The organism is Catellatospora sp. IY07-71, from assembly GCF_018326265.1.
Classification (GTDB): domain Bacteria; phylum Actinomycetota; class Actinomycetes; order Mycobacteriales; family Micromonosporaceae; genus Catellatospora.
Map to the genome: position 1 here is coordinate 520,546 of NZ_AP023360.1, position 24,948 is coordinate 545,493.

Annotated in this window: 22 protein-coding genes; 9 read left to right on the forward strand and 13 right to left on the reverse strand. The window is 70.9% G+C overall.

The window, feature by feature from the left end; genetic code table 11:
- Positions 1 to 206: 206 nt before the first annotated feature.
- Genes CS0771_RS02330 through mycP form a run of 3 tightly spaced genes read left to right on the forward strand, consistent with a single transcriptional unit; the run spans position 207 to position 2,925 of the window.
- Positions 207 to 623, forward strand: coding sequence for a hypothetical protein (locus tag CS0771_RS02330; protein ID WP_212839577.1), 417 nt, complete (start codon positions 207 to 209; stop codon positions 621 to 623).
- Entirely contained in the window at positions 620 to 1,867 is a 1,248-nt protein-coding gene (locus tag CS0771_RS02335; protein WP_212839578.1) for a hypothetical protein, read from the forward strand. The genes CS0771_RS02330 and CS0771_RS02335 overlap by 4 nt, the downstream gene beginning before the upstream one ends.
- Positions 1,864 to 2,925, forward strand: coding sequence for a type VII secretion-associated serine protease mycosin (gene mycP / locus CS0771_RS02340; RefSeq protein ID WP_371821338.1), 1,062 nt, complete (start codon positions 1,864 to 1,866; stop codon positions 2,923 to 2,925). Before CS0771_RS02335 ends, mycP begins: the two co-directional genes overlap by 4 nt.
- Here mycP and CS0771_RS02345 read toward each other — a convergent pair.
- The 4 genes from CS0771_RS02345 to CS0771_RS02360 all read right to left on the reverse strand — a co-directional run bounded on the left by CS0771_RS02345 (position 2,908) and on the right by CS0771_RS02360 (position 7,689).
- Entirely contained in the window at positions 2,908 to 3,906 is a 999-nt protein-coding gene (locus tag CS0771_RS02345) for a helix-turn-helix transcriptional regulator (RefSeq protein ID WP_212839580.1), read from the reverse strand. The two genes, mycP and CS0771_RS02345, sit on opposite strands and share 18 nt — an antisense overlap.
- 396 nt (positions 3,907 to 4,302) lie before the next feature.
- Positions 4,303 to 5,331, reverse strand: coding sequence for a hypothetical protein (locus CS0771_RS02350; protein WP_212839581.1), 1,029 nt, complete (start codon positions 5,329 to 5,331; stop codon positions 4,303 to 4,305).
- A gap of 10 nt (positions 5,332 to 5,341) precedes the next feature.
- On the reverse strand, positions 5,342 to 6,442 hold the full coding sequence (locus CS0771_RS02355) for a mannose-1-phosphate guanylyltransferase (protein WP_212839582.1): 1,101 nt from the start codon (positions 6,440 to 6,442) through the stop codon (positions 5,342 to 5,344).
- Between the two features lie 92 nt (positions 6,443 to 6,534).
- Positions 6,535 to 7,689, reverse strand: a complete 1,155-nt coding sequence (locus CS0771_RS02360; protein WP_212839583.1) for a glycosyltransferase family 1 protein — start codon at positions 7,687 to 7,689, stop codon at positions 6,535 to 6,537.
- A gap of 157 nt (positions 7,690 to 7,846) precedes the next feature.
- On the opposite strand from CS0771_RS02360, the gene CS0771_RS02365 reads away from it, so the two are divergent.
- Complete coding sequence (locus CS0771_RS02365) at positions 7,847 to 8,560, forward strand: TIGR03089 family protein (RefSeq protein WP_212839584.1); 714 nt, start codon at positions 7,847 to 7,849, stop codon at positions 8,558 to 8,560.
- Positions 8,561 to 8,648: 88 nt separating this feature from the next.
- Here CS0771_RS02365 and CS0771_RS02370 read toward each other — a convergent pair whose 3' ends face one another.
- Positions 8,649 to 10,589, reverse strand: a complete 1,941-nt coding sequence (locus tag CS0771_RS02370) for an acetoacetate--CoA ligase (RefSeq protein WP_212839585.1) — start codon at positions 10,587 to 10,589, stop codon at positions 8,649 to 8,651.
- Positions 10,590 to 10,738: 149 nt separating this feature from the next.
- Positions 10,739 to 11,191 (reverse strand): acyl-CoA thioesterase, encoded by a 453-nt coding sequence (locus CS0771_RS02375; RefSeq protein WP_244871295.1) that lies wholly within the window; start codon positions 11,189 to 11,191, stop codon positions 10,739 to 10,741.
- Between the two features lie 130 nt (positions 11,192 to 11,321).
- On the opposite strand from CS0771_RS02375, the gene CS0771_RS02380 reads away from it, so the two are divergent.
- On the forward strand, positions 11,322 to 11,879 hold the full coding sequence (locus tag CS0771_RS02380) for a hypothetical protein (protein WP_212839587.1): 558 nt from the start codon (positions 11,322 to 11,324) through the stop codon (positions 11,877 to 11,879).
- Between the two features lie 10 nt (positions 11,880 to 11,889).
- Positions 11,890 to 12,849 carry a hypothetical protein gene (locus CS0771_RS02385; protein WP_212839588.1) on the forward strand — a complete coding sequence of 320 codons (960 nt, stop codon included), beginning with the start codon at positions 11,890 to 11,892 and terminating at the stop codon, positions 12,847 to 12,849.
- Positions 12,850 to 13,081: 232 nt separating this feature from the next.
- On the opposite strand, the gene hrpA is transcribed toward CS0771_RS02385, so the two are convergent.
- The 4 genes from hrpA to CS0771_RS02405 all read right to left on the reverse strand — a co-directional run bounded on the left by hrpA (position 13,082) and on the right by CS0771_RS02405 (position 20,515).
- Positions 13,082 to 17,059 (reverse strand): ATP-dependent RNA helicase HrpA, encoded by a 3,978-nt coding sequence (gene hrpA, locus CS0771_RS02390; RefSeq protein WP_212839589.1) that lies wholly within the window; start codon positions 17,057 to 17,059, stop codon positions 13,082 to 13,084.
- 112 nt (positions 17,060 to 17,171) lie between these two features.
- A complete protein-coding gene (locus tag CS0771_RS02395; protein WP_212839590.1) occupies positions 17,172 to 18,590 on the reverse strand; it encodes a glycoside hydrolase family 18 protein in 1,419 nt (472 codons plus the stop codon).
- Positions 18,591 to 18,691: 101 nt separating this feature from the next.
- A complete protein-coding gene (locus tag CS0771_RS02400; RefSeq protein ID WP_212839591.1) occupies positions 18,692 to 19,699 on the reverse strand; it encodes a glycosyltransferase family 2 protein in 1,008 nt (335 codons plus the stop codon).
- Between the two features lie 42 nt (positions 19,700 to 19,741).
- Positions 19,742 to 20,515: a VOC family protein gene (locus CS0771_RS02405; protein ID WP_244870553.1), complete on the reverse strand. Its 774-nt coding sequence runs from the start codon at positions 20,513 to 20,515 to the stop codon at positions 19,742 to 19,744.
- A 52-nt stretch (positions 20,516 to 20,567) separates the two neighbouring features.
- Between CS0771_RS02405 and CS0771_RS02410 the strand changes: the two genes are divergently transcribed.
- On the forward strand, positions 20,568 to 21,062 hold the full coding sequence (locus tag CS0771_RS02410; RefSeq protein WP_212839593.1) for a TspO/MBR family protein: 495 nt from the start codon (positions 20,568 to 20,570) through the stop codon (positions 21,060 to 21,062).
- A 77-nt stretch (positions 21,063 to 21,139) separates the two neighbouring features.
- A complete protein-coding gene (locus CS0771_RS02415) occupies positions 21,140 to 21,730 on the forward strand; it encodes a Dps family protein (RefSeq protein ID WP_212839594.1) in 591 nt (196 codons plus the stop codon).
- A 165-nt stretch (positions 21,731 to 21,895) separates the two neighbouring features.
- On the opposite strand, the gene CS0771_RS02420 is transcribed toward CS0771_RS02415, so the two are convergent.
- Positions 21,896 to 22,390 carry a general stress protein gene (locus tag CS0771_RS02420; RefSeq protein WP_212839595.1) on the reverse strand — a complete coding sequence of 165 codons (495 nt, stop codon included), beginning with the start codon at positions 22,388 to 22,390 and terminating at the stop codon, positions 21,896 to 21,898.
- A gap of 81 nt (positions 22,391 to 22,471) precedes the next feature.
- Positions 22,472 to 22,915, reverse strand: a complete 444-nt coding sequence (locus tag CS0771_RS02425) for an SgcJ/EcaC family oxidoreductase (protein ID WP_244870554.1) — start codon at positions 22,913 to 22,915, stop codon at positions 22,472 to 22,474.
- 93 nt (positions 22,916 to 23,008) lie between these two features.
- Here CS0771_RS02425 and CS0771_RS02430 point away from each other — a divergent pair, with 93 nt between their 5' ends.
- Positions 23,009 to 23,491, forward strand: a complete 483-nt coding sequence (locus CS0771_RS02430; RefSeq protein WP_244870555.1) for a MarR family winged helix-turn-helix transcriptional regulator — start codon at positions 23,009 to 23,011, stop codon at positions 23,489 to 23,491.
- Between the two features lie 160 nt (positions 23,492 to 23,651).
- Here the strand turns inward: CS0771_RS02430 and CS0771_RS02435 are convergent, their stop codons facing one another.
- The gene (locus CS0771_RS02435; protein ID WP_212839597.1) at positions 23,652 to 24,806 is read right to left on the reverse strand and encodes an acyl-CoA dehydrogenase family protein; all 1,155 of its coding nucleotides are present in this window, start codon (positions 24,804 to 24,806) and stop codon (positions 23,652 to 23,654) included.
- Positions 24,807 to 24,948 lie beyond the last annotated feature (142 nt).

Here is a 24,948-nt window from a genome sequence, read left to right on the forward strand (position 1 = left end):
CCAAAAGTGCGGCTGGGCCGTAGGTTTTGACACGAGACCGCGATCATCGGCGGGTGCGACGAGGGGTTATCCACAGGCGGTGGCGCTAGGGCTGCACTGAGTAGGGTCGATCCGTTACCCTGCCCGCAGGCGTCCTGTCCGGCCGGTGTGGACCAGCGGAGTGCCGGGCCGCCCCATTCATTGCGCGCTTCTTTGGGGAGGGAAGCATGCCTGAACGACCCGTGCACGGCAGGCTCACCGTCGACCTGGCCGGCCTACGCGAGATCAGCGCCGATCTGCGTCGCGACACCGACGAGGACCTGCGCCCCGGCTTCGCGACCGCCCAACGGCAGATGCGGTATGGTGCCCGCTTCTGCCTCGCCCTCGACTGCGCCGAAGGCCGGGCCGCTCGCGCCTCGGTCAACGACGTGCTGGATCAGCACCGCAAGAACGCCGAGCACCAACTACGCGTCGCCGAAGGTCTGACGATCGCCCTGGAACGCATCGTCGAGAACTACACCGACGCGGATACCCGGGCTGCCGTCCGGCTGGGCGAAGTAGAGGCTGAGCTGAACAGAGCGCTCGCGCAGTTGACGCCGCCCGTGGTCAAGCAGGCCCCACCACCGCGCGGGATGCTGGCATGATCACCGGCCCTAAGGGAATGCTGCCCGCCGAAGGCGGCCCGATCGTCACTGGCGAATTCGCGCTGACTCAATGGCCCACGGAGGGCACGACGAACTGGACCGCGGTCGATCCACCGCGTGTCTGGGACATGCTCCGCCACGAAGATGACGAGCTCGGCTGGGAGCAGGTCCGAGGCCTGCGGGCGCTCGCCACGCTGTTGATGGCGAAGGCAGACAAGCTGAGCCGCCATCGCGACGCGCTCGCCCGGCTCTGGCCCGCGGAACAGAGCAAGGCAGCAGGCCTGGCGCTGCAGCGCATCGACGATCTCATCGGCAGCATGCGGGCGGACAGCGAGACCGCGATTCAGAACGCACTCGCGATCGACGGCATCATGACGGCCACGGCGAAGGCCAAACGCGAGGTACAGCGAGTCGTGGAAGCCTGGGAACTCACGACGAACGACGGCGGACCGGAATGGTGGGATCGTGAAGCCACGCGGCTCAGCTACGTCACCGAGCAGACGATGACCGCCACCGAGCGCGCCATCCGTGACCACCGCGCCCAGATAACGTTGCCGACACCCAGTGAGTCCTTCAAAGGCTCATGGAAGCCAGTCGCCGGTCCCGAGCCTGTCAAGGACCGCACCACGGCCAGCGGCACTGGCCGGCCGCCCTTTCCCCCGACCACAGTGGCGGTGCCCCCGAAGCCGGGGTATCCGCCCCTCGTCACCCCTCCGTCAGGCGCTGGCCCTGACCTGCAAGGCATTACGCCACCTGTGCCTGCGGTCCCCGGCCAGCCAGTGTCCATGCTTCCCATCGCTCCCGGCAATCCGTATGCGCCCTATGGAGGCGCATACGTGCTGCCCGGACCCGGAGTGGGGCCGAGTGGATACGTCGTGTCATTGCCGCCACCCGGCTCGAACGCCCCTGCGACAGTCTCCGGCGGGAATCGCGGCGGTTCTGGGGGCATGCCGGGAATGATGCCGATGCCTATAGGCGGCCCTGCTCAGGCAGCCTCCCGCGGTGAAGGTGGAGGCTATCGGCGCAGTGCGGACACCAGGTGGCAGCTCGCCCACGGAGTCGCTCCGGTGATCTACCCGGATCAGCTGTCTGCGTCCCCAGCGCCGCCCGCTCCGACACCCGAGGAGACAGAAGCGCAGTTTCGTGATTGGTTCACACAGACAGCGATGCCCTGGCGCAACAGCGGCGAGCCCGATGCACCGGCTCCGATCGTCACCATCCGTAGAGGAGCTTCCCCGCAGTGACTCATGCTCTGAACGGCACACGGACCATCCTTACGGCGGCACTGACGCTCGTCCTGGCCACTGCTCCCCTACCGGGGCATGCTGCCGATGAGGTGTCTGACGGGCAGTGGTTCCATAACTTTCTGCGCACGGATCAGGCACATGAGATCACCACTGGTAGTGGCGTGACCGTTGCGGTCATCGACTCCGGTGTCGACGGGACGCACCCAGACCTGCAGGGCTCAGTCCTTCCTGGAGTCGACCTCAGCTCAGAGGGCCCAGGAGATGGACATCGCGACGCCTCCGGTCACGGCACCAGCATGGCCGGCTTGATCGCCGCCCATGGGAAGGTTCGTGGAATCGCACCAGACGCCAAGATCCTGCCTGTACGAGCCTTCACCACTGAGGGCTTCGGCGGTGTCACCAGGGAGAGCATTCTGTGGGCCGTCGAACACGGGGCAGACGTCATCTCGATCTCCGCAGGAGGAGATTCAGCTGATCCGGGTGTACGGCGGGCAATCGACGAAGCGCTGAAGCGCGACGTGGTGGTCGTCGCAGCAGCAGGGAACAGGCCCGCGGACCAGCAAGTCATCTATCCGGCCGCTTTCCCGGGCGTGGTCGCCGTCGGCGCTGTGAATAAGGATGGAGTGCAGTCCAGCCTGTCCGTGACCGGCCCCGCCGTCGTCGTCGCCGCGCCCGGAGATGACATCACAAGCACCGGATTGAAGCACCGCTGGTCGAACGGCAGTGGCACCTCCGGGGCAACCGCAATCGTCGCAGGTGCGGCCGCGTTGATCCGTGCACAATTTCCTGATCTCTCGGCGGTCGAGGTGGTTCGGCGGCTCACTTCGACCGCTGTCGACAAGGGCTACACAGGCAGGGATCCCCAATACGGGTTCGGAGTTCTGGACCTGGTGGCGGCGCTGACAACGGATGTGCCGCCGCCAGCCTCTGCCACGCCGGGTGGTCCCACCGAACCGGGCTCAAGCAGCTCTCGGCCGCTCGAACTCGCCATCGGCGTGCTGGCTCTCACATTCTTGATGGTTCTCGGTGCGGTCAAATTACGGCGTAGGGGCTGAGCGGCCGGCGAGCATCGCGTACCCCAGCTGCGTCAGCGTGTGGTGAACCGTGTTCCGGTCGCGCACGCTGTGCAGCAGTCCCGCATCACGCAGCACGGCCACGTGCTGGCTGGCGGCGGCCGGCGACACGTCGAGCCGCCGCGCCAGCTCACTGGTCGTACTCCCCTGCGCCACGAGCTCCAGCACCGCCGCCCGCGTACGCCCCAACAACGCCGACAGCGCCTCGCCCCCGCGCACGACCGCCGCCCGCGCCTCCTGATGTACGGAGTACACCAGCACCGGCGGCAGCTCCGGGTCGAACAGGGTCACCGGCTTGGTCGGCGTCTTGAAGTACGACGGCACCAGTTGCAGCCCCCGCCCCTCCAGATGCACCTCCCGATGGGACGGGTAGTCCGCCACCTCGAGCACGTTCCCGTCGAAGCGCACGGTCGGGTGCAGGCTGTTCAGCAGCCCCTCCGTACCAGAGTCGATCATGGTGCGAGCCCGGATCCCCCGGTCCGCGTCGACGGCTGTACGTACCCGGTCCCACATCGGCGCGATGGCCGTCTCGTGATAGCGGCCGATCGCGGTGCCCAGTTCACCGATCGCACCCAGGTGACCGCTGCCGACGTCGTCGACCGGGGCGGGCAGTGACCCCTGCGCGTCGCCGAGCGCGTTGATCTCCTGCCGGAGCCGGTTCTTCGGCGTGGTCAGCACGGCGTCCAGCCCCGCGCCGATACCGCCGGACGCCTCGGGCGGGGTGAGGAAGTCGGGGAAGTAGCCGACCGGCGGGTTGAGCGCCAGCAGCAGGCCCACCTCGTCCCGCAGCGGGCCGCCCGGTTTCAGGCCGTTGACCATGCGCTGCTTCCAGCCGGCCAGCAGCGGATCGGTGCCGCGCATGCGGAGCAGGTGGATGCTGAGCGCGAGTTCCCACAACGGATCCGGCACTGACGCGATCCGCGTACGGACCAGGTCGGCACCGGTGAAGTGGATGCGCAGCATGGACTCTCCGGATGAGGGGGTGCCGCTGACTCTACCGGCGGACGTGACCTGCGTCTTTAAGTCACCGCCGAATGTCGTGGACCCGTCACCGTTCGGTGGACGATCCTTGTCGGGCCTGGGGAGCCGGGACGGTACCACGCGGAGGGTGCCGGTCCCTGGACCGTACGGGGGCGTACGGGGCGATGCGGCAGCGGCTGGTCAGAGTGCCGGGGGGCGGTCTGACCGGCCGCTCCGTGCGTTCACACCCGACCAGCCCGGCGCGCACTTTCGGGGAAAGTGCAGCCACCAGACGCCGAACGAGCGCACTTTCGGGGAAAGTGCAGCCACCAGGCACCAGAAGAGTGCACTTCCCCGAAACTGCACCCCGCACACCAGGCAGCCCCGCGCGAGGACGCGTCAGTTGGTGAGCCAGAGGGCGATGCGGTGGTCTTCGTCGGCGACGTAGAGCGGGGTGCCGTCGCGTTCCGACACGCCCTCGATGTGGTGCAGTGGCGCGAGGTCGGCGACCGGCTCCGGCGCGATCAGACCCGGGCCGCCCGCGTCGGGCAGCCGGAACCGCAGGTGGCGGCAGGTGGCGTGCCGGGCGTGCGGGTGGTGCTCCAGCAGGATCGACCCCTTGTCGAGCGCGTCGATCGACCCGACGACCACGTCGAAGCTCCCGTCGGCACGCGCCGCCAGCGCCCGCACTCCCAGCGGCCCCGCCCCGGCACCGGTCAGCGCGTACACCCCGGCGACCCCGAGCGAGCCGCCGCTGAACAGCCCCGGCAGCCCGGTCAGCTCGACGAGGATCGGCTCCCCGGCGGCGGTCACCGGCCAGCGCAGCCCCGCGAGCAGCGTGCCGCGAGCGGTGAACGCGGCGCCCTCGATGTTGATCGGGTGGTCACCGGGGGCGAGCTGCGCGACCCACCCCTTGCCCTTGGCCGTGCCCCGCCGCTGCGCCGCCCCGACGAAGCCGTCGTGTACGGCGAACGCGACCCGCTCCGGCGCCGCCGGGTGCCCGGTGACGGCGAGCGCGGCGAGCGCGTCGTTCACGGCCCGGTGCAGCGCGAACCGGTGCCGCACGATCTCCAGGCGTGGGTTGGCGGACTCGCGGAAGCGGGCCACGAAGGCCCGTTTCGGCTGTAGCGGACCGGCCTTGGAGCCGAAGTGCGAGCCGAGCACGTACACCCAGCCGTCGTGGTGGGCCAGGGCCTCGGCGTCCTCGGTGCGCCCGGCGTGCGCACCGGCCTCGGCTTTGACGTGTTCGGCGCGCCATTGCCCGTCGGCGTGCTCGACGAGCAGCGCCAGGCACTCCTCGACCGGTCCCTCGTCGAGCACGGTCCAGTAGGCCCGGCGCGCGCCGAGTTCCCGCAGCAGCGCCTCGTCGTGTACGGGCAGCAGGTCGCTTGCTTCGTTGCCGGCCGCGGTCAGCTCCACCAATCGCATGACTGGCAGATTAGATGCGGCTGTCGCCCCGCTCCTTGAGCTCGTCGACGAGCTTCTTGACGTCCTGGGCCCGGTGGCGCGGGCAGACCAGCACCGCGTCGGGGGTGTCCACCACGATCACGTCGCGCATGCCGAGCGCGGCGACCAGGCGGCCCGACTGGGGCACCAGCACCGTGCCGGCGCAGTCGTGCAGCAGCACCTCGGGCTTGCCGCCGTCGAGGGTGGCGCTGTCGCCGACCACGACGTTGCCGTCCTCGTCACCGGGCAGCACGTCGCCGAGGGTGTGGAAGTCGCCGACGTCGTTCCAGCCGAAGTCGCCGGGCACCGTGGCGACGAGGCCGGCGGCGGCCGCGCCCTCCATCACCGCGTAGTCGACGGAGATCTTGGGCAGGGTCGGCCAGATCTCGCCGAGCACCCGGTCGCGGTCGTCGCCGTCCCAGGCGGCGGCGATCCGGATCAGGCCCGCGTGCAGCTCGGGCTGCTGGCGGGCCAGCTCACGGAGGAAGACGTCGACCCGCCACACGAACATGCTGGCGTTCCACAGGTAGCGGCCGGACTGCACGTACTCGGTCGCCACGTCGAGCGACGGCTTCTCCTTGAACTCGTCGACGGTGCGGATCGGGCCGTCGACGACGGCGCCGCACTGCAGGTAGCCGTACCCGGTCTCGGGGTGGGTGGGCGTGATGCCGACGGTCATCAGCAGGCCGCGGCGGGCGCCGGCCTCGGCGTCGCGCAGCACCTCGGTGAAGCGCCCGCCGTCACGCACCAGGTGGTCGGCGGCGAACGAGCCCATCACGGCCTCCGGGTCGCGCTGCGCGATGACGGCGGCGGCCAGACCGATCGCGGCGCAGGAGTCGCGCGGGCTCGGCTCGATCAGGATGTTGGACTCGGGCAGGTCGGGCAGCTGCCGGGCGATGGCGGCCGCGTGGGCCGTGCCCGTCACCACGTACGTGTCGGCGAGCGCGGCCACGGGCGCGAGCCGGGCGACGGTCGCCTGGATGAGCGTGTCCGCGGTCCCGGTCAGCGGGTGCAGGAACTTGGGGTTCGTGGCGCGCGACAGCGGCCAGAGACGGGTTCCACTTCCACCTGCGGGAATGACGGCGTGCAGCATCCGACCATCATGCCTGACAGATGCGACCTCCCCGTGCACCCCGCCCGTGACACAAGCCGCATTCGCCTGCTAGGGGCGGGGTGCGCGGAAGATCAGCGGTAGTGGTGATGGCGGATCGACCGCTGCCACGCGGCGACGTGCGCCTCGGCGCTGGAGTTCCAGCTGAACTCCTTCGCGCGGGCCAGGCCCGCGGCGGCCAGTGCGGACCGGCGCGCCTCGTCGTCGAGCAGGGCGGCCAGGTCCTTGGCGATGTGGTCGGCGTCCTGGCCGGTGTAGGCGACGGCGTCGCCGCCGACCTCCGGCAGGGACAGCCGCGGCGTGGTCAGCACGGGTGCCCCGCAGGCCATCGCCTCCAGGATCGGCAGGCCGAAACCCTCCCCATGGCTGGGGTACGCGCACAGCACCGCGCCGCCGAGGAAGCCGGGCAGGTCGGCGTACCGCAGATATCCCGGGCGCAGCAGCCGCAGGTGCGCGGGGACCTCACCGGCCACCCGGTCGATCTCGTCGTCGTGGCCCTGGCCGCCGGCCAGCACCAGCGCGGGCGGGTCGATGCGGTCGCGGACCGCCGCGATCCAGCCCCGGACCAGGTTCGGCACGTTCTTGCGCGGCTCCTTCGCGCCGAGGAACGCGATGTACGACTGCTCGCCGAGGCCGAGCCGGGCCCGCACCCGCGCCTTCTCGTCCTCGCCGGGCACGTGGAACGCGGTGTGGTCGACCCCGTGGTACGCCACGTCGATCTTGGTCGGGTCGGCGTCGAGCAGACGGATCAGCTCGTCACGGGTCGCCTTGCTGGGCACGATCACGCGCTCGGCCCGCCGCAGCGACGTCTTGATCGCGGACCGGAAGAAGGTGCCGCGGGACTTGTCGTAGTGCTCCGGCTCGGTGAAGAAGGTCGCGTCGTGCACGGTCACCGTCACCGGGCAGCCCGCGCGCAGCGGGCAGGTGTAGAACGGCGAGTGCAGCACCTGGGCGCCGACCTGCTGGGCGAGCAGCGGCAGGCCGGTCTGCTCCCAGGCCAGCCGGGCGGGGCGGTGCGCCACCGCGGCGGGCGCGGCCACGACCTGCGCGTGCGGCAGCGTACGCGCGTAACGCTCCTGGTCGGTGCGCTGGGAGACCACGACCAGGTCGATGTCGGAATGGTCGGCGAGGGCGCCGAGCAGGCCGTCGAGATACCGGCCCACGCCGCCGCGGTCGGCGGGCACGCTGGTGGCATCGACGAGCACCCGGGGCGAGCGATCGATCGTCACGGTGAACACTCCTTGTGGGGGTGTGCAGCGCAGCCCAGCCGACCGCCGCTCTGCGGTTGTGAGACTGTGCGCTGTTTCACAGCAGTCACGCTTCAGACTACGCCCGACATGCCCCCAGGCAAGGTCCACGACGCGGCAGTGTCGGTAGCCTGACCACGTGTCCACTATCGGTCAGCTCTTCGCCGCAGCAGTCGCCGCCGATCCGGCAAAACCACTGCTCACCTGGTACGACGACGGCACCGGCGAGCGCACCGAGCTCTCCGGCGCGACGCTGGCGAACTGGGTGTCCAAGACCGCCAACCTGCTGGTCGACGGCTGTGGCCTGGGCGCCGGGGACGTGGCCCGGATCGCGCTGCCGCCGCACTGGCAGACCGCGGCGATCATGCTGGCCGCGTGGACGGCCGGGCTGGCCGTGTCCCACTCCGCCGACCTGCCCGCCGACGTCGCCTTCGTCGAGGCCGGGGTCGAGCCCGCCGCGCCGGACACGTACGCCGTCAGCCTTCACCCGTTCGCGCTGCCCCTGCGCGACCTGCCCGCCGGGGTGTCGGACTGGGTCAGCTCGGCGCGCGCCCACGGCGACTTCTACGGTGGCCCGCCCGCCGACCCGGCCGCCGCCTCGCTGGTCGGCCTGCCCGGCGGCGGCGGCTCGATCAGCCACGCCGACCTGGCCGAGCGCTCCCTGACCCGGGCCAAGGAGCTGGAGATCGGCAAGGGCGACCGGGTGCTGATCGACATCGGCGCCCACCCGCGCCCGCTCGACTGGCTGACCGCCCCCATCGCCGCCGGCGCGAGCCTGGTCCTGTCCTACCGCACCGCCCCCGGCATCCTCGACTCCCGCGCCACCACCGAACACGCCCGCCTCATCCCCTGACGCGTCAGGAAGGGCACCTTCTTATCCAGAAAACGAGCTGAGCTGCTGCTCGTCTCGCTGACGCGAGCCGACGAAGGTGCCCTTCCTTCTAACGGGACTTGGCGAGGGCTTCGAAGGCGAGGAGGGACTCGGGGTTGGCGAGGGCGCCCTTGGCGGCGGCGGAGTCGACGGGGGTGCCGGTCAGGATGCGCTTGACGGGGACCTCGAGCTTCTTGCCGGAGAGGGTGCGGGGCACGGCGCCGACCTGGTAGATCACGTCGGGGATGTGGCGGGGCGAGAGGGCGGTGCGCAGCTCGCGGGCGATCTTGGCCTTGAGGGCGTCGTCGAGGTCCAGGCCGGGCTGGAGCACGACGAAGAGCAGCAGCTCACCGGCCCCGCCTTCGTCGTCCTCCAGGTGTACGACCACCGAGTCGGCGACCTCGGCCATGCCCTCGACCACGGAGTAGAACTCGGCGGTGCCCAGGCGCACCCCGCCCCGGTTGAGGGTGGCGTCGGAGCGGCCGGTGATGACGCAGGTACCGCGCTCGCTGACGGTGATCCAGTCGCCGTGCCGCCACACGCCGGGGAACACGTCGAAGTACGCCTCGCGGTAGCGCGAGCCGTCCGCGTCGCCCCAGAAGCCGACCGGCATGCTCGGCATCGGCGCGCTGATCACCAGCTCGCCGAGCGCGTGCTCGACCGGGTGGCCGGCCGGGTCGTACGCCTCGACCTTCGCCCCCAGGCAGCGGGCCGCGATCTCGCCGGGGTAGACCGGGTTGAGCGGGGTGCCGCCGACGAACCCGGTGCACACGTCGGTGCCCCCGGACAGGGACAGCAGCAGCAGGTCGGGGTTGACGTTCTCGTACACCCACACGAAGCCCTCGGCGGGCAGCGGCGCCCCGGTGGAGCCCAGCCCGCGCAGCTTCGACAGGTCCGCCACCTCGCGCGGGACGACGCCCTCCTTGCGGCAGGCCAGCAGGTACGGCGCGGAGGTGCCGAAGTAGGTCATGCCCGCCACCGCGGCCAGGCGCCACAGGGCGCTCAGGTCCGGGGCGGCCGGGTTGCCGTCGAACAGCACGATCGCCGCGCCCACGGCCGGGCCGGAGACCAGGTAGTTCCACATCATCCAGCCGGTGGTGGAGAACCAGAAGAAGCGGTCGCCCGGCCCGAGGTCGTGGTGCAGGGCCAGCATCTTCAGGTGCTCCAGCAGGATGCCGCCATGCCCGTGCACGATGGGCTTCGGCAGGCCGGTGGTGCCGGAGGAGTACAGCACGTACAGCGGGTGCGCGAACGGGACGGGCGTGAACGCCAGCGGCTCGTCGGTGTCGGCGGCCAGCTCGCCCAGGCCCACCTGCCCCTCGGTGTACGGGAGCAGCACGGTGTGCGCGAGCGACGGCAGCGCGGCCTGGATCGCGGCGACCTCGCCCCGGCGGTCGATCAGCTTCTCGCCGTACATGTAGCCGTCGACGGCGACCAGCACCTTCGGCGAGATCTGCTGCCAGCGGTCGGTGACGCTGCGGGTGCCGAACTCGGGCGCGCACGAGGAGAAGATCGCACCCAGGCTGGCCGTGGCGAGCATCAGCACCACGGTCTCCGGGATGTTCGGCAGGTACGCCGCGACCCGGTCGCCCTCGCCCACGCCGAGCCGGCGCAGCCCGGCCCGCGCCCGGCGGACCTGCTCGCGCAGCTGCGCGGCGGTGAGGATGACCGGCTCGCGGGTCTGCGAGTAGCCGAGCACCACCGGCTCGCCGTCGCCCACGCCGGGCATCCGCAGCACGTTCTCGGCGTAGTTCAGCGTCGCGCCGGGGAACCACCTCGCGCCCGGCATGGTGGCGTCCGGCAACACATCCGTCGGCTGATCATGTGCGACGACCTGGAAGTAGTCCCAGATCGAGGACCAGAACGCGGTCAGGTCGGTGGTGCTCCACCGCCACAGCTCGTCGTACGAGGCGAAGGCCAGCCCGCGCTCGCGCTCCAGCCAGCCGAGGTAGTCCCCGATCCGGGAGTGCTGCCTGACATCTGCCGGTGGGGTCCACAGCGCCTCGGTCATCCTGATCCTCTCCCGCGAAACCTCGTCGTACCGCGCTTCGCATCCTGCCGCATGGCACGACGGACCATTCTCCGACCTGGGAGGGGTGCCTCGCGGTGGGTTCCGGCACATCAGCGGCGGCCGACCCGTGGGCCGGGCCGCCACCGGGGTCAGGCGCGGTCGGCGCGGTGCTGGTCGATGGCGCGGCGGCGGGCCAGCCGGTGCTCGCGGCGGATCTCCGCCTCGTGGAAGCGGCGCACGTCCTCCGGGGTCTCCGGCAGTACGGGCGGCACCCCGCGCGGGTCGCCCGCGGCATCCACCCCCACGAACACCAGGTATGCCGTGGCGACGTTCACCGGGTCGCTGCCCGCCTCGTTCCAGCGCTCGGCGAACACCGTCACGCCGATCTCCAGCGAGGTCTTGCCGGTCCAGTTGACCTGCGCCTTCGCGTGCACCAGGTCGCCGACCCGGACCGGCACCATCAGCGTGATCTCGTCGATGGCCACCGTCACCGCGTTGAACCCGCAGTGCCGCGCCGCGGCGGCGCCCGCCGCGTCGTCCACGAACTTCATGATCACGCCACCGTGCACGGTGCCGTAGAGGTTCACGTCCTGGTTGGTCATGATGCGGCTCAGGGTGACCCGCGAGAACGCGGTCGGCCGGCCGAGCGGCGGAGTGTCGATCACGCCGTTCACCGTACGCTCCTCGGCCGAACGGTTGCGGTGCGGCTGGAAATCAGTAAGGTACCGGCCCATGCGCCATGTATGGAGCCTTCTCGCCGGAATTGTCATCGCCCCTCTGGCCTGGCTGGTCATCGCATACGGCCAGGCGGTCATCACCGAATCGGCGCAGGTCGGCGCCGAACGGCCACTGTGGTTCGGCCTCATCCTGCTCGCCCTCATCGGCCTGGCCCTCGGCACGGTCGGCAGCCTGCGCGTCTCCCCCGCCGGGCCCCTCGTCGTCGCCGCCGGCTACGTCGGCGCCACCGCGTTCCTCATCGCGGCGCCGGACGCGGCACAGCGGATGCTGCCCGACGTGTGGGTGTTCCTGGGCGAGCTGGTCGTCCCGGCCAGCCCGGTCACCAGCGGCGTGCTCGGCATGCTCGGCACGATGCTGCTGATCGCCGTGCTGAGCCCGCAGCGCTGGCGCAACTGGCCGCGCCGCGAGGAGGAGGCCGAGCCGGCCTGGACGGAAACGCTGTCCACCCGCGGCGACGGCCCGGACACCTTCAACGGATTCGCCGACTTGCGGACCCCCGCAGACATGTCTGGTGTCGATACGCCATCCTGGAGCGCGCCAACCAAGGTCTAACCCCGGAGGCATGGTGCGCCACATCGGATCGTTCCTGCTCGCGCTGGTCTTCGCACCAGCGGTGTTCCTGCTGACCGGCACGGGACTCAGCGCCTTCGCGACCAGCTGGGTCGCGGGCGGTGCGCCCGAGGCGGTGCTCGACACAGCCGTCGCGCTCGGCGCGCTGCTGCTCGCGGGCGCCCTCTACGCCGTGCTCACCATGGTGCGCCTGTCGCCGGTGGGCCCGTTCCTGGCCGGGCTCGGCCTGCTGGGCATGAGCGTCTGGGCGATCGCCCACCCCGGGTCCTACGAGGACACGTTCGCGATGCTGCGGGTGCACATGGGCGGCGCCGTCGGCCAGACCGGGCTGGGCATCGTGCTCGCGGTGCCGCTGCTGGCCACGGTCGGCAGCCCGCGCCGCTGGAAGAAGCACGACCGGCTGGCCGACGAGACGGTCGCGCTGGCGGCGTACCCGCTGCAGGCGGGCCGTCCCGGCGCGCCCGCCGACGCCACGCGGCAGTTCACGGCGCAGCCGGGCGGCACGGCGTACACCGGCCTGCCGGACGTGCCGCCGCCGTCGCTGCACTACCCGAGGATGACCCCGCAGAGCGTGCCCACGGTCAACGTGCCGCCCGCCCCGCCCGCGTCCGCCGCCCCGACCGTGCAGACCCCGCCGAGCCCGCCCAGCGCCCCCAAGGCCCCCAAGGCGCCCAAGGCTCCGCAGGCCCCGGCGGCGCCCGTGGCGGAGGCTCCGCCGCTGCCGCGCCGCACCCCGGCGGCGGCCCAGCCCAGCGTCCCGCAGCCGAACACACCGCAGCCGCCTGGCGCGCCGCAGGCAGCCGCCCCGTCCGCGCCGCCCGCCGCACCGGTTTCCGCACCGGCCCCCGCGGCGACGCAGCCGGTCGCGCCGCCACCGCTGCCCGAGGAGCAGACCGTCATGCTCGTCGACCCCGCCGACCAGCAGACCATCAAGATCGACAAGAAGGACTGACCGGGCCCCCCGGCAGCTCGCACGACAAGTCGCGCCCCCACGAACCTCGTGGGGGCGCTTCCCTTTTCCCGCCGTGCTACCAGATCTTGGAGAGTTGTTGTCGTTGGAGCGACCACAACTCTCCAAGATCTACCCAACCCACTCGGCGATCATGAAGTTAAGGAGCACGACACGCCGTCGAACACGTCCATAAGTTCATGATCAACGCAGCAGGGGCGGGGGCGGGGGCGGGTCAGGTGGGGAGGGTGGCTAGGGCGCGGTAGATGCGCTTGTCGGAGACGGGGTAGGGGGTGCCGAGGGACTGGGCGAAGTAGCTGACGCGGAGTTCCTCGATCATCCAGCGGACCTCGGCGAGGGTGTCCCAGCCGGGGGCGCCGGGGCGGATGGCGGCCTTGGCGTCGGCGTACTCCTGCTGGACGTCCTCGATCAGGAGGAGGCGCTCGCGGTCGCGTTGGGGCTGCTCGGGGAGTTTGGCGAGGCGCTGCTCGACGGCGCGGAGGTAGCGGGCCAGGTCCGGTAGGCGGCGCAGGCCGGTGGCGGCCACGAAGCCCGGGTACACCAGGCCGGTGAGCTGGGCGCGGATGTCGGCCACCGAGCGCACCAGGAGCACGTTCGTGATCGACTTGAGCCGCCGGTCGATGTCGTACGCCGACGACAGGATCGGCTCCAGCAGCTGGAGGATCTCGTACATGGTGTCCGGCATGTCGGCCCGCGCCTTGGCGACCAGGGCGGCGAACGCGTCGGCGTCCCACGCCGGGCCGCCCGCCTCGATGATGACCTTGTCGACCGCGGTGGTGACCACGTCTTCGAGCAGCTTGTTCACGCTGCCGTGCGGGTTGCGGCTCAGTGCCAGCTTGGCCTGGTTGGACAGCCGGCCCTGAAGTGACTTCAGCGGCGGCGGCGCGCCGAGCAGCACCAGGCGGCGGGTGCCCCGCCACATGGCGGTCCACTGCTCGCCGGGGCTGTCGAACACGCCGACGCCGACGGTCTCGCCCTCGTCGACCAGCGCTGGATAGCCCTTGACGGCGTACCCGCCGCGCTGCCGCTCGACGACCTTGGCCAGCGGGCCGATGGTCCACGCCTTGAGGCCGTGCTGCTCCATGTCGTCGGCGGCGGCCGCGACGGCGGCCTGCGCCTTGTCCCGGAGCTGGCGCTTGAGCGCGGCGAGGTCCTTGCCCTCGGCCAGCCGGGCGCCCTTCTCGTCCTCCACCCGGAACGTCATGCGCAGGTGGTCGGGCACCTTGTCCGGCTCCCACGCCTCGCGCGCCACGACCACGCCGGTCATCGTGCGCAGCTGCCGCTCCAGCAGCCCGAGCAGCGGCTCCCCGTCGGGCTTGTGCCCGGCGATGGCCTCGCGTACGTAGTCGGGCACGGGCACGAAGTTGCGCCGGATCGACTTGGGCAGCGAGCGGACCAGCGCCACCGCCAGCTCCTCGCGCAGGCCCGGGATCTGCCAGTCGAACCCGGCCGGGGAGACCTGGTTGAGCAGCGGCAGCGGGATGTGGACCGTGACGCCGTCGGCGTCGGCGCCGGGCTCGAACTGGTAGGTAAGCGGGAACTCGAACTCGCCCTGCCGCCACACGTCCGGGTAGTCGGCCTCGTCGACGCCGCCCGCGGTCTCGTTGACCAGCATCGACTTCTCGAAGTCGAGCAGCTCGGGGGTCTGGCGGCGAGCCGCCTTCCACCAGGTGTCGAAGTGGCGGCCGGAGACCACGTCGGCCGGGATGCGGGCGTCGTAGAAGTCGAACAGGGTGCCGTCGTCGACGAGGATGTCGCGGCGGCGTACCCGGTGCTCCAGCTCCTCGACCTCGGCGAGCAGGTCCCGGTTGGCGTGGAAGAACCGATGTGGGGTCTCCCAGTCGCCGTCGACCAGCGCGTGCCGGATGAACAGCTCGCGCGACAGCGCCGGGTCGATCCGGCCGAAGTTGACCTTGCGCTTGGCCACGATGGGGATGCCGTAGAGGGTCACCTTCTCGTATGCCAGCACCGCGGCCTGCTTCTTCTCCCAGTGCGGCTCGCTGTACTGCCGCTTCACCAGGTGCTCGGCCAGGCTCTCGGCCCACTCGGGCTCGATCTTGGCGGCGATGCGGCCCCACAGCCGGGACGTCTCGACCAGCTCGGCGACCATCACCCAGCGCGGCGACTTCTTGAACAGCGCCGAACCCGGCGAGACGAAGAAGCGGCCGTTGCGGGCGCCGATGAAGTCGCGCTTCTCCGGGTCGTACAGGCCGATGTGCGACAGCAGGCCGGACAGCAGCGACTGGTGCAGCCGCTGCGGCTCGGCGGGCACCGTGTTGAGCGTGAAGCCCATGCCCTTGACCACCTGGCGCAGCTGCGACTCCAGGTCCTGCCACTCGCGGATGCGCAGGTAGTGCAGGAAGTCCGTCTTGCAGGTCCGCCGGAACTGGTTGGACGACAGCTCTTTCTGCTGCTCCTTGAGCCAGTTCCAGAGGTTGAGGTACGCGACGAAGTCCGAGTCCTTGTCCGCGAAGCGGGCGTGCTTCTCGGCCGCGGCCTGCTGCTTGTCCGCCGGGCGCTCGCGCGGGTCCTGGATGGACAACGCCGCCGTGATGATCAGCACCTCGCGCAGGCAGCCGTTGCGGTCGGCCTCCAGCACCATGCGGCCCAGCCGCGGGTCGACCGGCAGCTGCGCCAGCTTGCGGCCCAGCGGGGTGAGCCGCCCCGGCTCGCCGCGCACCGGCGCCTCCAGCGCGCCCAATTCATGTAGAAGGTCAACACCATCTGCGATGTGGCGCCGGTCCGGCGGGTCGATGAACGGGAACGCCGCGATGTCGCCCAGCCCCAGCGAGATCATCTGCAGGATGACCGAGGCCAGGTTGGTACGCAGGATCTCCGGCTCGGTGAACTCCGGCCGGTTGACGAAGTCCGTCTCGTCGTAGAGCCGGATCGCGATGCCGTCCGAGGTGCGCCCGCAGCGGCCCTTGCGCTGGTTGGCCGAGGCCTGCGAGACCGGCTCGATGGGCAGCCGCTGCACCTTGAGCCGGTTGCTGTAGCGGGAGATGCGGGCCGTGCCCGGATCGACCACGTACTTGATGCCCGGCACGGTCAGCGAGGTCTCGGCCACGTTGGTGGCCAGCACGATGCGGCGGCCGGTGTGCGGCTGGAAGACCTTGTGCTGCTCGGCGGTGGACAGCCGGGCGTACAGCGGCAGGATCTCCGTATGCCGGAGGTTGCGTTTGCGCAGCGCCTCGGCGGTGTCCCGGATCTCGCGCTCGCCGCTGAGGAAGACCAGCACGTCGCCGGCCGCCTCCAGGGCCAGCTCGTCGACCGCGTCGGAGATCGCCTGGATCTGGTCGCGCTCGTCGTCGTTGTCGTCCTCGTCGCCCGCGACGACAAGCGGGCGGTAGCGGACCTCGACCGGGTACGTGCGCCCGGACACCTCGACGATCGGGGCCGGGACCGGCTCGCCGCCACCCGCCGGGACGGTCGCGAAGTGGGCCGCGAAGCGCTCCGGGTCGATCGTCGCCGAGGTGATGATCACCTTGAGGTCGGGGCGGCGCGGCAGCAGCTGCTTCAGGTAGCCGAGGATGAAGTCGATGTTGAGGCTGCGCTCGTGCGCCTCGTCGATGATCAGCGTGTCGTACTGGCTGAGCGTGCGGTCGTGCTGGATCTCGGCGAGCAGGATGCCGTCGGTCATCAGCTTGACCATGGTCTCGTCGCCGACGTGGTCGGTGAACCGGACCTTCCACCCGACCACGCCGCCGAGCGGCGTCTGCAGCTCCTCGGCGATGCGCTCGGCGACCGTACGGGCGGCCAGCCGGCGCGGCTGGGTATGGCCGATCAGCCCGCGCTGGCCGCGCCCGAGTTCGAGGCAGATCTTCGGGATCTGGGTGGTCTTGCCGGAGCCCGTCTCGCCCGCGATGATCACGACCTGGTGGTCGCGGATCGCCGCGGCGATGTCGTCGCGCTTCTGGCTGACCGGCAGCTCGTCGGGGTAGGTGACCTGCGGCACGTTGGCGGCCCGCAGGGCGATCCGCTCCTCGGCCTTGGCGACGGCCTCCGTGATCTGCGCCACGGCGGCGTCCAGCGCCTCCCCGGGCTTCATCCGGCGTACGCCGTCGAGGCGCCGGGAGAGCCGACGCTGATCCTGCGCCAACAGCACGTCGACGCGTTTACGCAGCTCTACGAGCTGGCTGGGGTTGCGGGGCGGCCTGTTGCGGCGCGCCGCCGGCTCGGACTGCGATGTCATGACGCCCGCAAGGATAAGCCGCTCCCCCGCCCGGACGACCAGCGGTTTTCGCTCACAGCGCCGACGGGGCCGGCCTGACCGCGACAGCGGCCACGCCGACCCCGCCGTACGTTCAGCGCAGGACCGGGCCCAGCGCGCCGATCAGCGCGTGGTCGTCGGAGTCCTGGCTCAGCTCCCACGCCATCGCGCCGCGCAGGCCGAGCAGCTTGATCAGCGCGGTGCGCTCGGCGAGCGACTTCGGATCGGTGTACACGATCGTGGTCGGCGCGGTGACCGTGCCGGACGCCAGCACGTGCTCCGCGGCCGGGTTGACCAGGTACGGCTCACCCGCGAGCGGGTTCCACCTGCGGGTCCAGCCGCCGGTGGCGGTGCCGTCCGGGCTGAGCACGCCCGCGACGTCGACCAGGTCGTGGTACGACGGCTGCGGCTTCTGATCCCAGATCAGCGAGTCGGGGTTCATCCCGGTGTTGTCGAACGCGCCGTAGAGCCCGTCGGGGTTGCGGATGTACTGCACGCCGTAGAAGGGCACGCCGACGACGATCTTGTTGGCGGGCACCCCCTGGGCGAGGTAGTAGCCGACCGTGCCGACGGTGTTCCAGGTCCAGTCGCCCGCGTTCGGGTCGCGCGGGTCGCGGGTGAACAGGGTGCTCGGGCCGGCGACGGAGCCGCCGGGCACGTTGAAGTCGTAGGTCATGATGTTGACCCAGTCCAGCGACTTCACGAACTCGCGCAGCTCGTAGTACTTGGTGGAGCTCTTGGCGGCGGGCAGCGCGGCGGTCAGCAGGTAGTGCTTGCCGTCGGCCTTGCCCTGCACGTCGAGCTGGCGGCGGAACTCCTGGGCCAGCAGCGTCGCGTTGTGGCGGTCCTCCGGGCCGTAGTCGACGTTGTTGTCGGCCTTGGCGGTCGGGTACTCCCAGTCCAGGTCGATGCCGTCGAAGATGCCCTTGGCGACGCCGATGCCGCCGGCGTCCTCCGGCCAGCCGCCGGTCGGCAGGTTGCCCTTGATGAAGGTGTCGATGCATGCCGCGACGAACGCCTGGCGGCGCTCGGCGGTCTTGGACACGCTGGAGAACCAGGTGGACTTCGTCCAGCCACCCAGCGAGATCTCGATCTTCAGGTGGGGGTTGGCCGCCTTCAGCTTGCGCAGCTGGTTGAAGTTGCCGTAGACGTTCTGGCCGGGGTAGGTGTCGGCGACCCCGTCCACGGTGTTCTCCGGACCCCAGTACACCTGCTGGTAGTCGGCCCACGGGTCGAGCACGTCGCAGCCCACCTTGCCGGTGGCCTGGTCGAACGTCGGCACCCCGAAGGCGTACTGGATCACGTTGAGCTTGTCGGCCGGGATGTCCTTGACGAAGTAGCCGCGCCCGTAGACGGACCAGTTCGTGAAGTAGGCGGAGATCACCTTCTTCGGCACGTCCGGCTTGGGGGAACCGCCCCCGGCAGCGGCCGCGGGGCCGGCGGCCAGGAATCCGGCGCCCAGGGCCAGGGCGAGCGCCCCGGCGACACCCGGGCGGAGCAGAGATCTGAGCATATGCACTCCCATCGTTCGTCCAATGCGAACCTTCACGCGGGAGCGCGCAACAGTCAAGAGACCTAACAGTTAGATTTCCTAATTATCCCGAGCGGCGCAGGTCAGGCGCGCGCCGCCCGGGAGCCCGGCGCCCGGCGCGGGCGCACCGGCTCGTCCACGTAGTCGGGCTCGTCCCGCTCGTCGAGCGTGTCGGAGCCGATGAAGTAGGCCGGGCGGCCCTGGATGCCCTGGTAGATGCGGCCGACGTACTCGCCGAGCAGGCCGAGGCAGATCAGCTGGCAGGCGCCGAGGAAGAGCACCACCAGCGACAGCGACGTCCAGCCGGGCACGACCGCGCCCTGCCAGTACGCCCAGAGCACCTTGCCCGCGGCGATCACGCAGGCCAGCGCGCCGACCGCGCCCAGCCAGATGGCCAGCCGCAGCGGCGCGGCGGTGAAGCTGATGACGCTGTCCACGGTCAGTTTGATCATCTTGCCGAGCGGGTACTTGCTGGTGCCCGCCGCGCGCTTCTCGCGCACGTAGGTGACCTCGCCGCTGGGGAAGCCGAGCCACGGCACCAGCAGGCGGTAGACCGGCGTCTGCTCGGGCAGGCCGCGCAGCGCGTCGACCATCGCCCGGCTCAGCATGCGGAAGTCGCCCGCGCCGTAGGGCATCTTCTTGCCCACGATGCTGCGCATCAGCCGGTAGTACAGCCCGGCGGTGCCCCGCTTGAACGCGGTGTCGCTGGCCCGGTCGCCGCGCACGCCGTAGACGATGTCGAGGCCGCGCTCCTCGGCCAGGTCGAGCATCTGCGCGATGACCTCGGGCGGGTCCTGCAGGTCGGCGTCGATGGTGACCACGTAGTCGCCGCGCGAGCGGTGCAGGCCCGCGGTGAGCGCGGCCTGGTGGCCGCTGTTGCGGCGCAGCCGGACCAGGCGCAGCTGCGGCCAGTTGGCCCGCATGAGGGTGACCAGGGCCGCGGTGTCGTCCCGGCTGCCGTCGTCGACCGCGAGCACCTCGTAGGTGCGGCCCAGCCCGTCGAGGACCGGCCGCAGCCGGGCCACGAGCAGGGGAAGCACCGCCTCCTCGTTGTACATCGGGATGACGACGGTCAGTCTCGGCTCGGTCACCCCGAAACCATAGCCATCGCGGGCCGAATGCTTAAGCGCCCGTCAGATGGAGAAGTCTGGATTATTCCTGATCACGGAGAACGTCGCGCCCTGCGGATCCTTCAGGATGGCGAAGCGCCCGGCGAGCGAGTCCTCCGGCGGCATCACCTTGATCGCGCCGAGGTCGAGCGCCTTCGCGTACGCCGCGTCGCAGTCGTCGACGGCGAAGTACACCGACCAGTGCGGCGCCATCGGGCCCCAGGCCGGGTCGATGGGCATGGCCCCGGCGACCGGCCGCCCCTCCGCCTCGAACAGGGTGTACGTCAGCCCTTCGCCCATCGACACGTCGCGCATGGCGAGGCCGAACACCTCCTGGTAGAACACCTTGGCGGCGTCGACGTCGGAGGTCGTCAGCTCGTTCCAGGTGACGCTGCCGGGCTCGTTGGCCAGCTCGAAGCCGCCGAACGCCAGCGCCTGCCACGCGGACAGGAAGGCGCCCTCGGGGTCGGTGAAGACCGCCATCCGGCCCTGGCCCATCACGTCCATCGCCGGGGCCACCACCCGGCCGCCGTGCTCCTCGACCTTGATCGCGGTGTACTGGAGGTCGTCGGTGGCGAAGTACGTCGACCAGGTGCTGCCCCGGTCGAGGTCGGTGGCCGGGCCGAGACCGGCCACCTGGCGGCCGTCCTTGCGCAGGATGCGGTATCCCCCGGCGTCCGGGCCCAGGTCCTCGGCGGTCCAGCCGAACAGGCCGCCGTAGAAGGCGGCCGAGGCGTCCAGATCCGTGCTGCCGAGATCGACCCAGCACGGGGTGCCCTGCTCATACGTCTGCACCATGCCTGCCATCCTCGCGGGTTTCGGCTCGCCGGGGGCGGGTTACCTGGAAGAGATGAGCACTGACGCCGTACGCAGACCGCCGGGCACCCCCTGGGCGCTCGCCGGATTCGCATTGGCCGTGCTGGTCACGGCCGGGATCGGCGGGCTCGCCGTGAGCGACGCCGGCGGGCAGTACGCCGCGCTCGCCCGGCCCGCCTGGGCGCCGCCGTCCTGGCTGTTCGGGCCGGTCTGGACCGTGCTGTACGTGATGATCGCGATCGCCGGCTGGCTGGCCTGGCGCCGCGCCGGGTTCGGCCCCGCGCTGCTGGTGTACGCCGCCCAGCTGGTGCTCAACGCGGCGTGGACCCCGCTGTTCTTCGGCGCCGGCGCCTACGGCTGGGCGTTCGCCGAGATCACGCTGCTGTGGCTGGCCATCGGCGCGACGGTGTGGCTGTTTGCCCGGATCTCCCGCGCGGCGGCGTGGCTGCTGGTGCCGTACTGGCTCTGGGTCACTTTCGCGGCCGCGCTCAACTTCGCGATCTGGCAGCTCAACCAGGGTGTGTCCTGAAAGACTGGCCCCGGTGTGCCGACCATGAGCCTGCGCTGGACCGCTTCCGCGCGGGCCGCAACGAGAGGAACACATCGATGCCCACCACCAAGTCGCCCGGCAAGACCGCCACCCGCGGCAGCCAGCCCGCGCTGCACCAGAAGGGTGCGCAGATCCAGGAGTTCGGCACCGTGCGGCAGCTGCCCGTGGGCCTGTCCCACGACGCGCGCATGTACTCGTGCGAGCGGCTCAACCAGTGCCTGGCCGACACCCAGATCCTGTACAGCCTCTACAAGAAGCACCACTGGCTGATGCGCGGCCCGACGTTCTACCAGTTGCACCTGCTGCTGGACAAGCACGCGGGCGAGCAGCTGGAGCTCGTCGACGTGATCGCCGAGCGGATCCAGAGCCTCGGCGGCGTCGCCATCGGCGATCCCCGGCACATCGCCGAGATCACCGTGATCCCCCGCCCGCCGGACGGCGTGGAGGAGGTCCCCGCGATGATCTCCCGCCTCCTGGAGGCCCACGAGACCATCCTGATCGCCGCCCACGACGCGGCCCGCCGCGCCGACGAGATGGGCGACGACGGCACCAACGACCTGCTCGTCAGCCAGGTGATCCGCACCGGCGAGATGCAGGCCTGGTTCCTCGCCGAACACCTCGTCGACACCCCCCTCGTCGAGGTCTGACCCCCTCCCACCCGCCCCGACCGCGTTGATCATGAACTTATGGGCGTGTTCGGCGGCGTGTCGCGACCCTGCCACCGTGATCGCCTAAACGGCCCGTCGAGGCCGCCGAGGTGATCACGGCGTCGGGGTCGCGACACGCCGTTCATCACGCCCATAAGTTCATGATCAACGCGAAGGGGTGTCGGGGGTTTCGAGGAGGCGCAGGGCCTCGTCGGCGGCGGAGGCGTCGACCAGGATCTGGTAGCGGTCGGCCTGCATGGCCGAGACCGAGGAGAAGTCGTGGCGGCGGCCGCTGAGGACGTGGCCGGCCAGGCCGAACAGCGCGCCCGCGACCGCGCCGAACAGCGCCCCGTAGAGCACGAGCAGCAGCAGCGACATCAGCGGGGTGATCCAGTTGAAGAAGCCGAACAGCCAGGCGAACAGGCCGCCCACCAGCGCGCCGTTGAGCGCGCCCTGGCCCGCCGCGCGCCAGCCGGTCATCCGGCCGGTGACCTGCTCGACCAGGCTGAGCCCGCGGCCCGCGATGGCCGTGCGCTCCACCGGGAAGCCCTGGTCGGAGAGGTGGTCGACGGCCCGCTCGGCCTCGGCGTACGTCTCGTAGGTCGCGATCACGACCTGTCCGCTGACCCGGCTGTCCGCGGCCCAATCGGTCTGTGTCATGGGAGCCTTCCTCGTCACGGCTGTCGTTGCCGACCGGGTACCCGGCGTGCGGTCAGGCCAATCCCGACGGCCGTTTCGCTGCTAGCGGACGGCGGGCCGGGTGCCGGGGGCGAAGCGGAACTGGACCCGCTCCATCAGCCCGCGGCGGCGGGTGTTGTGGAAGGCCGCGACCCGCCAGCCGCCGGGTTCGCGTACCAGGACATAGGTCTGGATCTTCGAGAGGGCGCGGCGGCGGCCCTTGAACGTGTCGCCGCGGCCGACCACGACGGCGACGTCCGGGCCGAGGAACGTGGTGCTGACCGTCTCGGACGCCATCCGGGTGCCCTTGGTGAACGCCCGGAACAGGGCCCGGTGGCTCTCGGTGATGTCGGCGCGGCCCCGGTAGCAGGTGCCGACGAAGGTGACGTACGAGGCGTCGGCGGTGAAGGCGCGGCCGAACGCGTCGGCGTCGGCGGCGTCCCAGGCACGCACGATGCCGTCCAGGAGCTGCTGGATCGCGGCGAGGTCGGCGGTGCGGTCGGACACGGGTCCTCCTAGCATGGTTACGGGTATACAGATACTGCACAGATGCAATATCTGCATGCATGCAGAGATTAGTGCAGAGGAGCCCGCACCGCCATGTCCGACGACACGCCGCCCAAGGGCCTGCCCGCGGGGGCCCACGAGGCGTTCCGGCGCCATCTCGACGCGGTGACCGCATACACGCAGGCGGCGGCGGACGCGGCCGGGATGCACCCCACCGACTGGGCCGCGCTCAGCGTGCTCAACCTGGCCGGCCGCCTGACCTCGGGCGAGCTCGCCGAGCGCACCGGCCTGACCACCGGCGCGACCACCCGCCTCATCGACCGCCTGGAGCGCGCCGGGCACGTACGCCGCAACGCCGACCCGGCCGACCGGCGGCGGGTGCTGGTGGAGCCGGTGCCCGCGCTCGACGTGGGCCCGATCGTCGACCCGGCGCGGCAGCGGCTGGCCGAGGTGTTCCGGCGCTACCGGCCCGAGGAGCTGGCGGTGCTCTTCGACTACTTCGGACACGCCGCGGACGCGCTGCTCGCCGCCACCCACGAGATACGCGCCCAAGCCACCGGCCGAACACGACCCTGAGCGAGCGGGCCGGCTGCCGAGCGCAGCCGGATCGCGCACGCGGAGCGGCCGCAGTTTCGGGGAAACTGCGGCTCAGCCAGCAGGAATTACTGCACTTTCCCCGAAACTGCGGCCGATCACAGCCGGCGGCCGGCCCGGTGCGGGCCGGCCGCGGGAGGTGTCAGATGACGCCCTTGAGGAGCTGGCGGGCCATGACGATGCGCTGGACCTGGTTGGTGCCCTCGTAGATCTGGGTGATCTTGGCGTCGCGCATCATGCGCTCCAGCGGGAAGTCCTTCGTGTAGCCGTAGCCGCCGAGCAGCTGGACCGCGTCGGTGGTGATGGCCATGGCCACGTCGGAGGCGAAGCACTTCGCGGCGGCGCCGTAGTAGGTGAGGTCGGCGTCGTCGCGCTCGGAGCGGGCGGCGGCCGCGTAGGTCAGCTCGCGCGCGGCCGTCAGCCGCATGCCCATGTCGGCGAGCATGAACTGCACGCCCTGGAAGTCGGCGATCGGCTTGCCGAACTGGCGGCGCTCCTTGACGTACGCCAGCGCCGCGTCGAGCGCGCCCTGCGCGATGCCGATCGCCTGGGCGGCGATGGTGACGCGGGTGTGGTCCAGGGTGCGCATGGCGGTGGCGAAGCCGGTGCCGGGCGCGCCGATCATGCGGTCGGCGGGGATGCGCACGTTGTCGAGGTAGACCTCACGGGTCGGCGAGCCCTTGATGCCGAGCTTGCGCTCGGGGGCGCCGAAGCTGACGCCGGGGTCGGCCTTTTCGACGACGAACGCGGAGATGCCCTTGGCGCCGACGCCGGGCTCGGTGACCGCGAAGACGGTGTAGTACTCGCTCACGCCGGCGTTGGTGATCCAGCGCTTGACCCCGTTGAGCACATAGTGATCTTCGTCACGAACTGCCCGGGTTGTCATGGCTGCGGCGTCACTGCCCGCCTCCGGCTCGGAAAGGCAGTAGGAGAACATGCCCTCGCCGGCCGCGACCTTGGGCAGGTAACGCTGCTTGAGCTCGGCGGACGCGGACAGCAGCAGCGGCATGGTGCCGAGCTTGTTCACCGCGGGGATGAGCGAGGACGAGGCGCAGGCGCGCGCCACCTCCTCGATGACGATGGCCGTGGCCAGGGCGTCCGCGCCCGCGCCGCCGTACTCCTCCGGGATGTGTGGGGCGTGGAAGTCCGACGCGCGCAGTGCGTCCAGGCTGGCCTGCGGAAACTCGCCGGCCTCGTCAGCGTGGGCGGCGTTGGGGGCCACCTTGGCGTCGCAGACCTCGCGTACCGCCTCGCGGATCGCCTTGTGCTCCTCGGAGAGCTGGTACAGGTCGAACACCGAGACCTCCTCTGACCAGTGATTCGTACCGGGCGGTAGCTTAACGCTCGCTCAGGTTTCCCTGTCCACCCCTCACGGTAAACTTTCCTCTGGGCTGGACAGGGCGTAGGCTCCTCATCTGCTCAAACCCGTTCACCCCCCA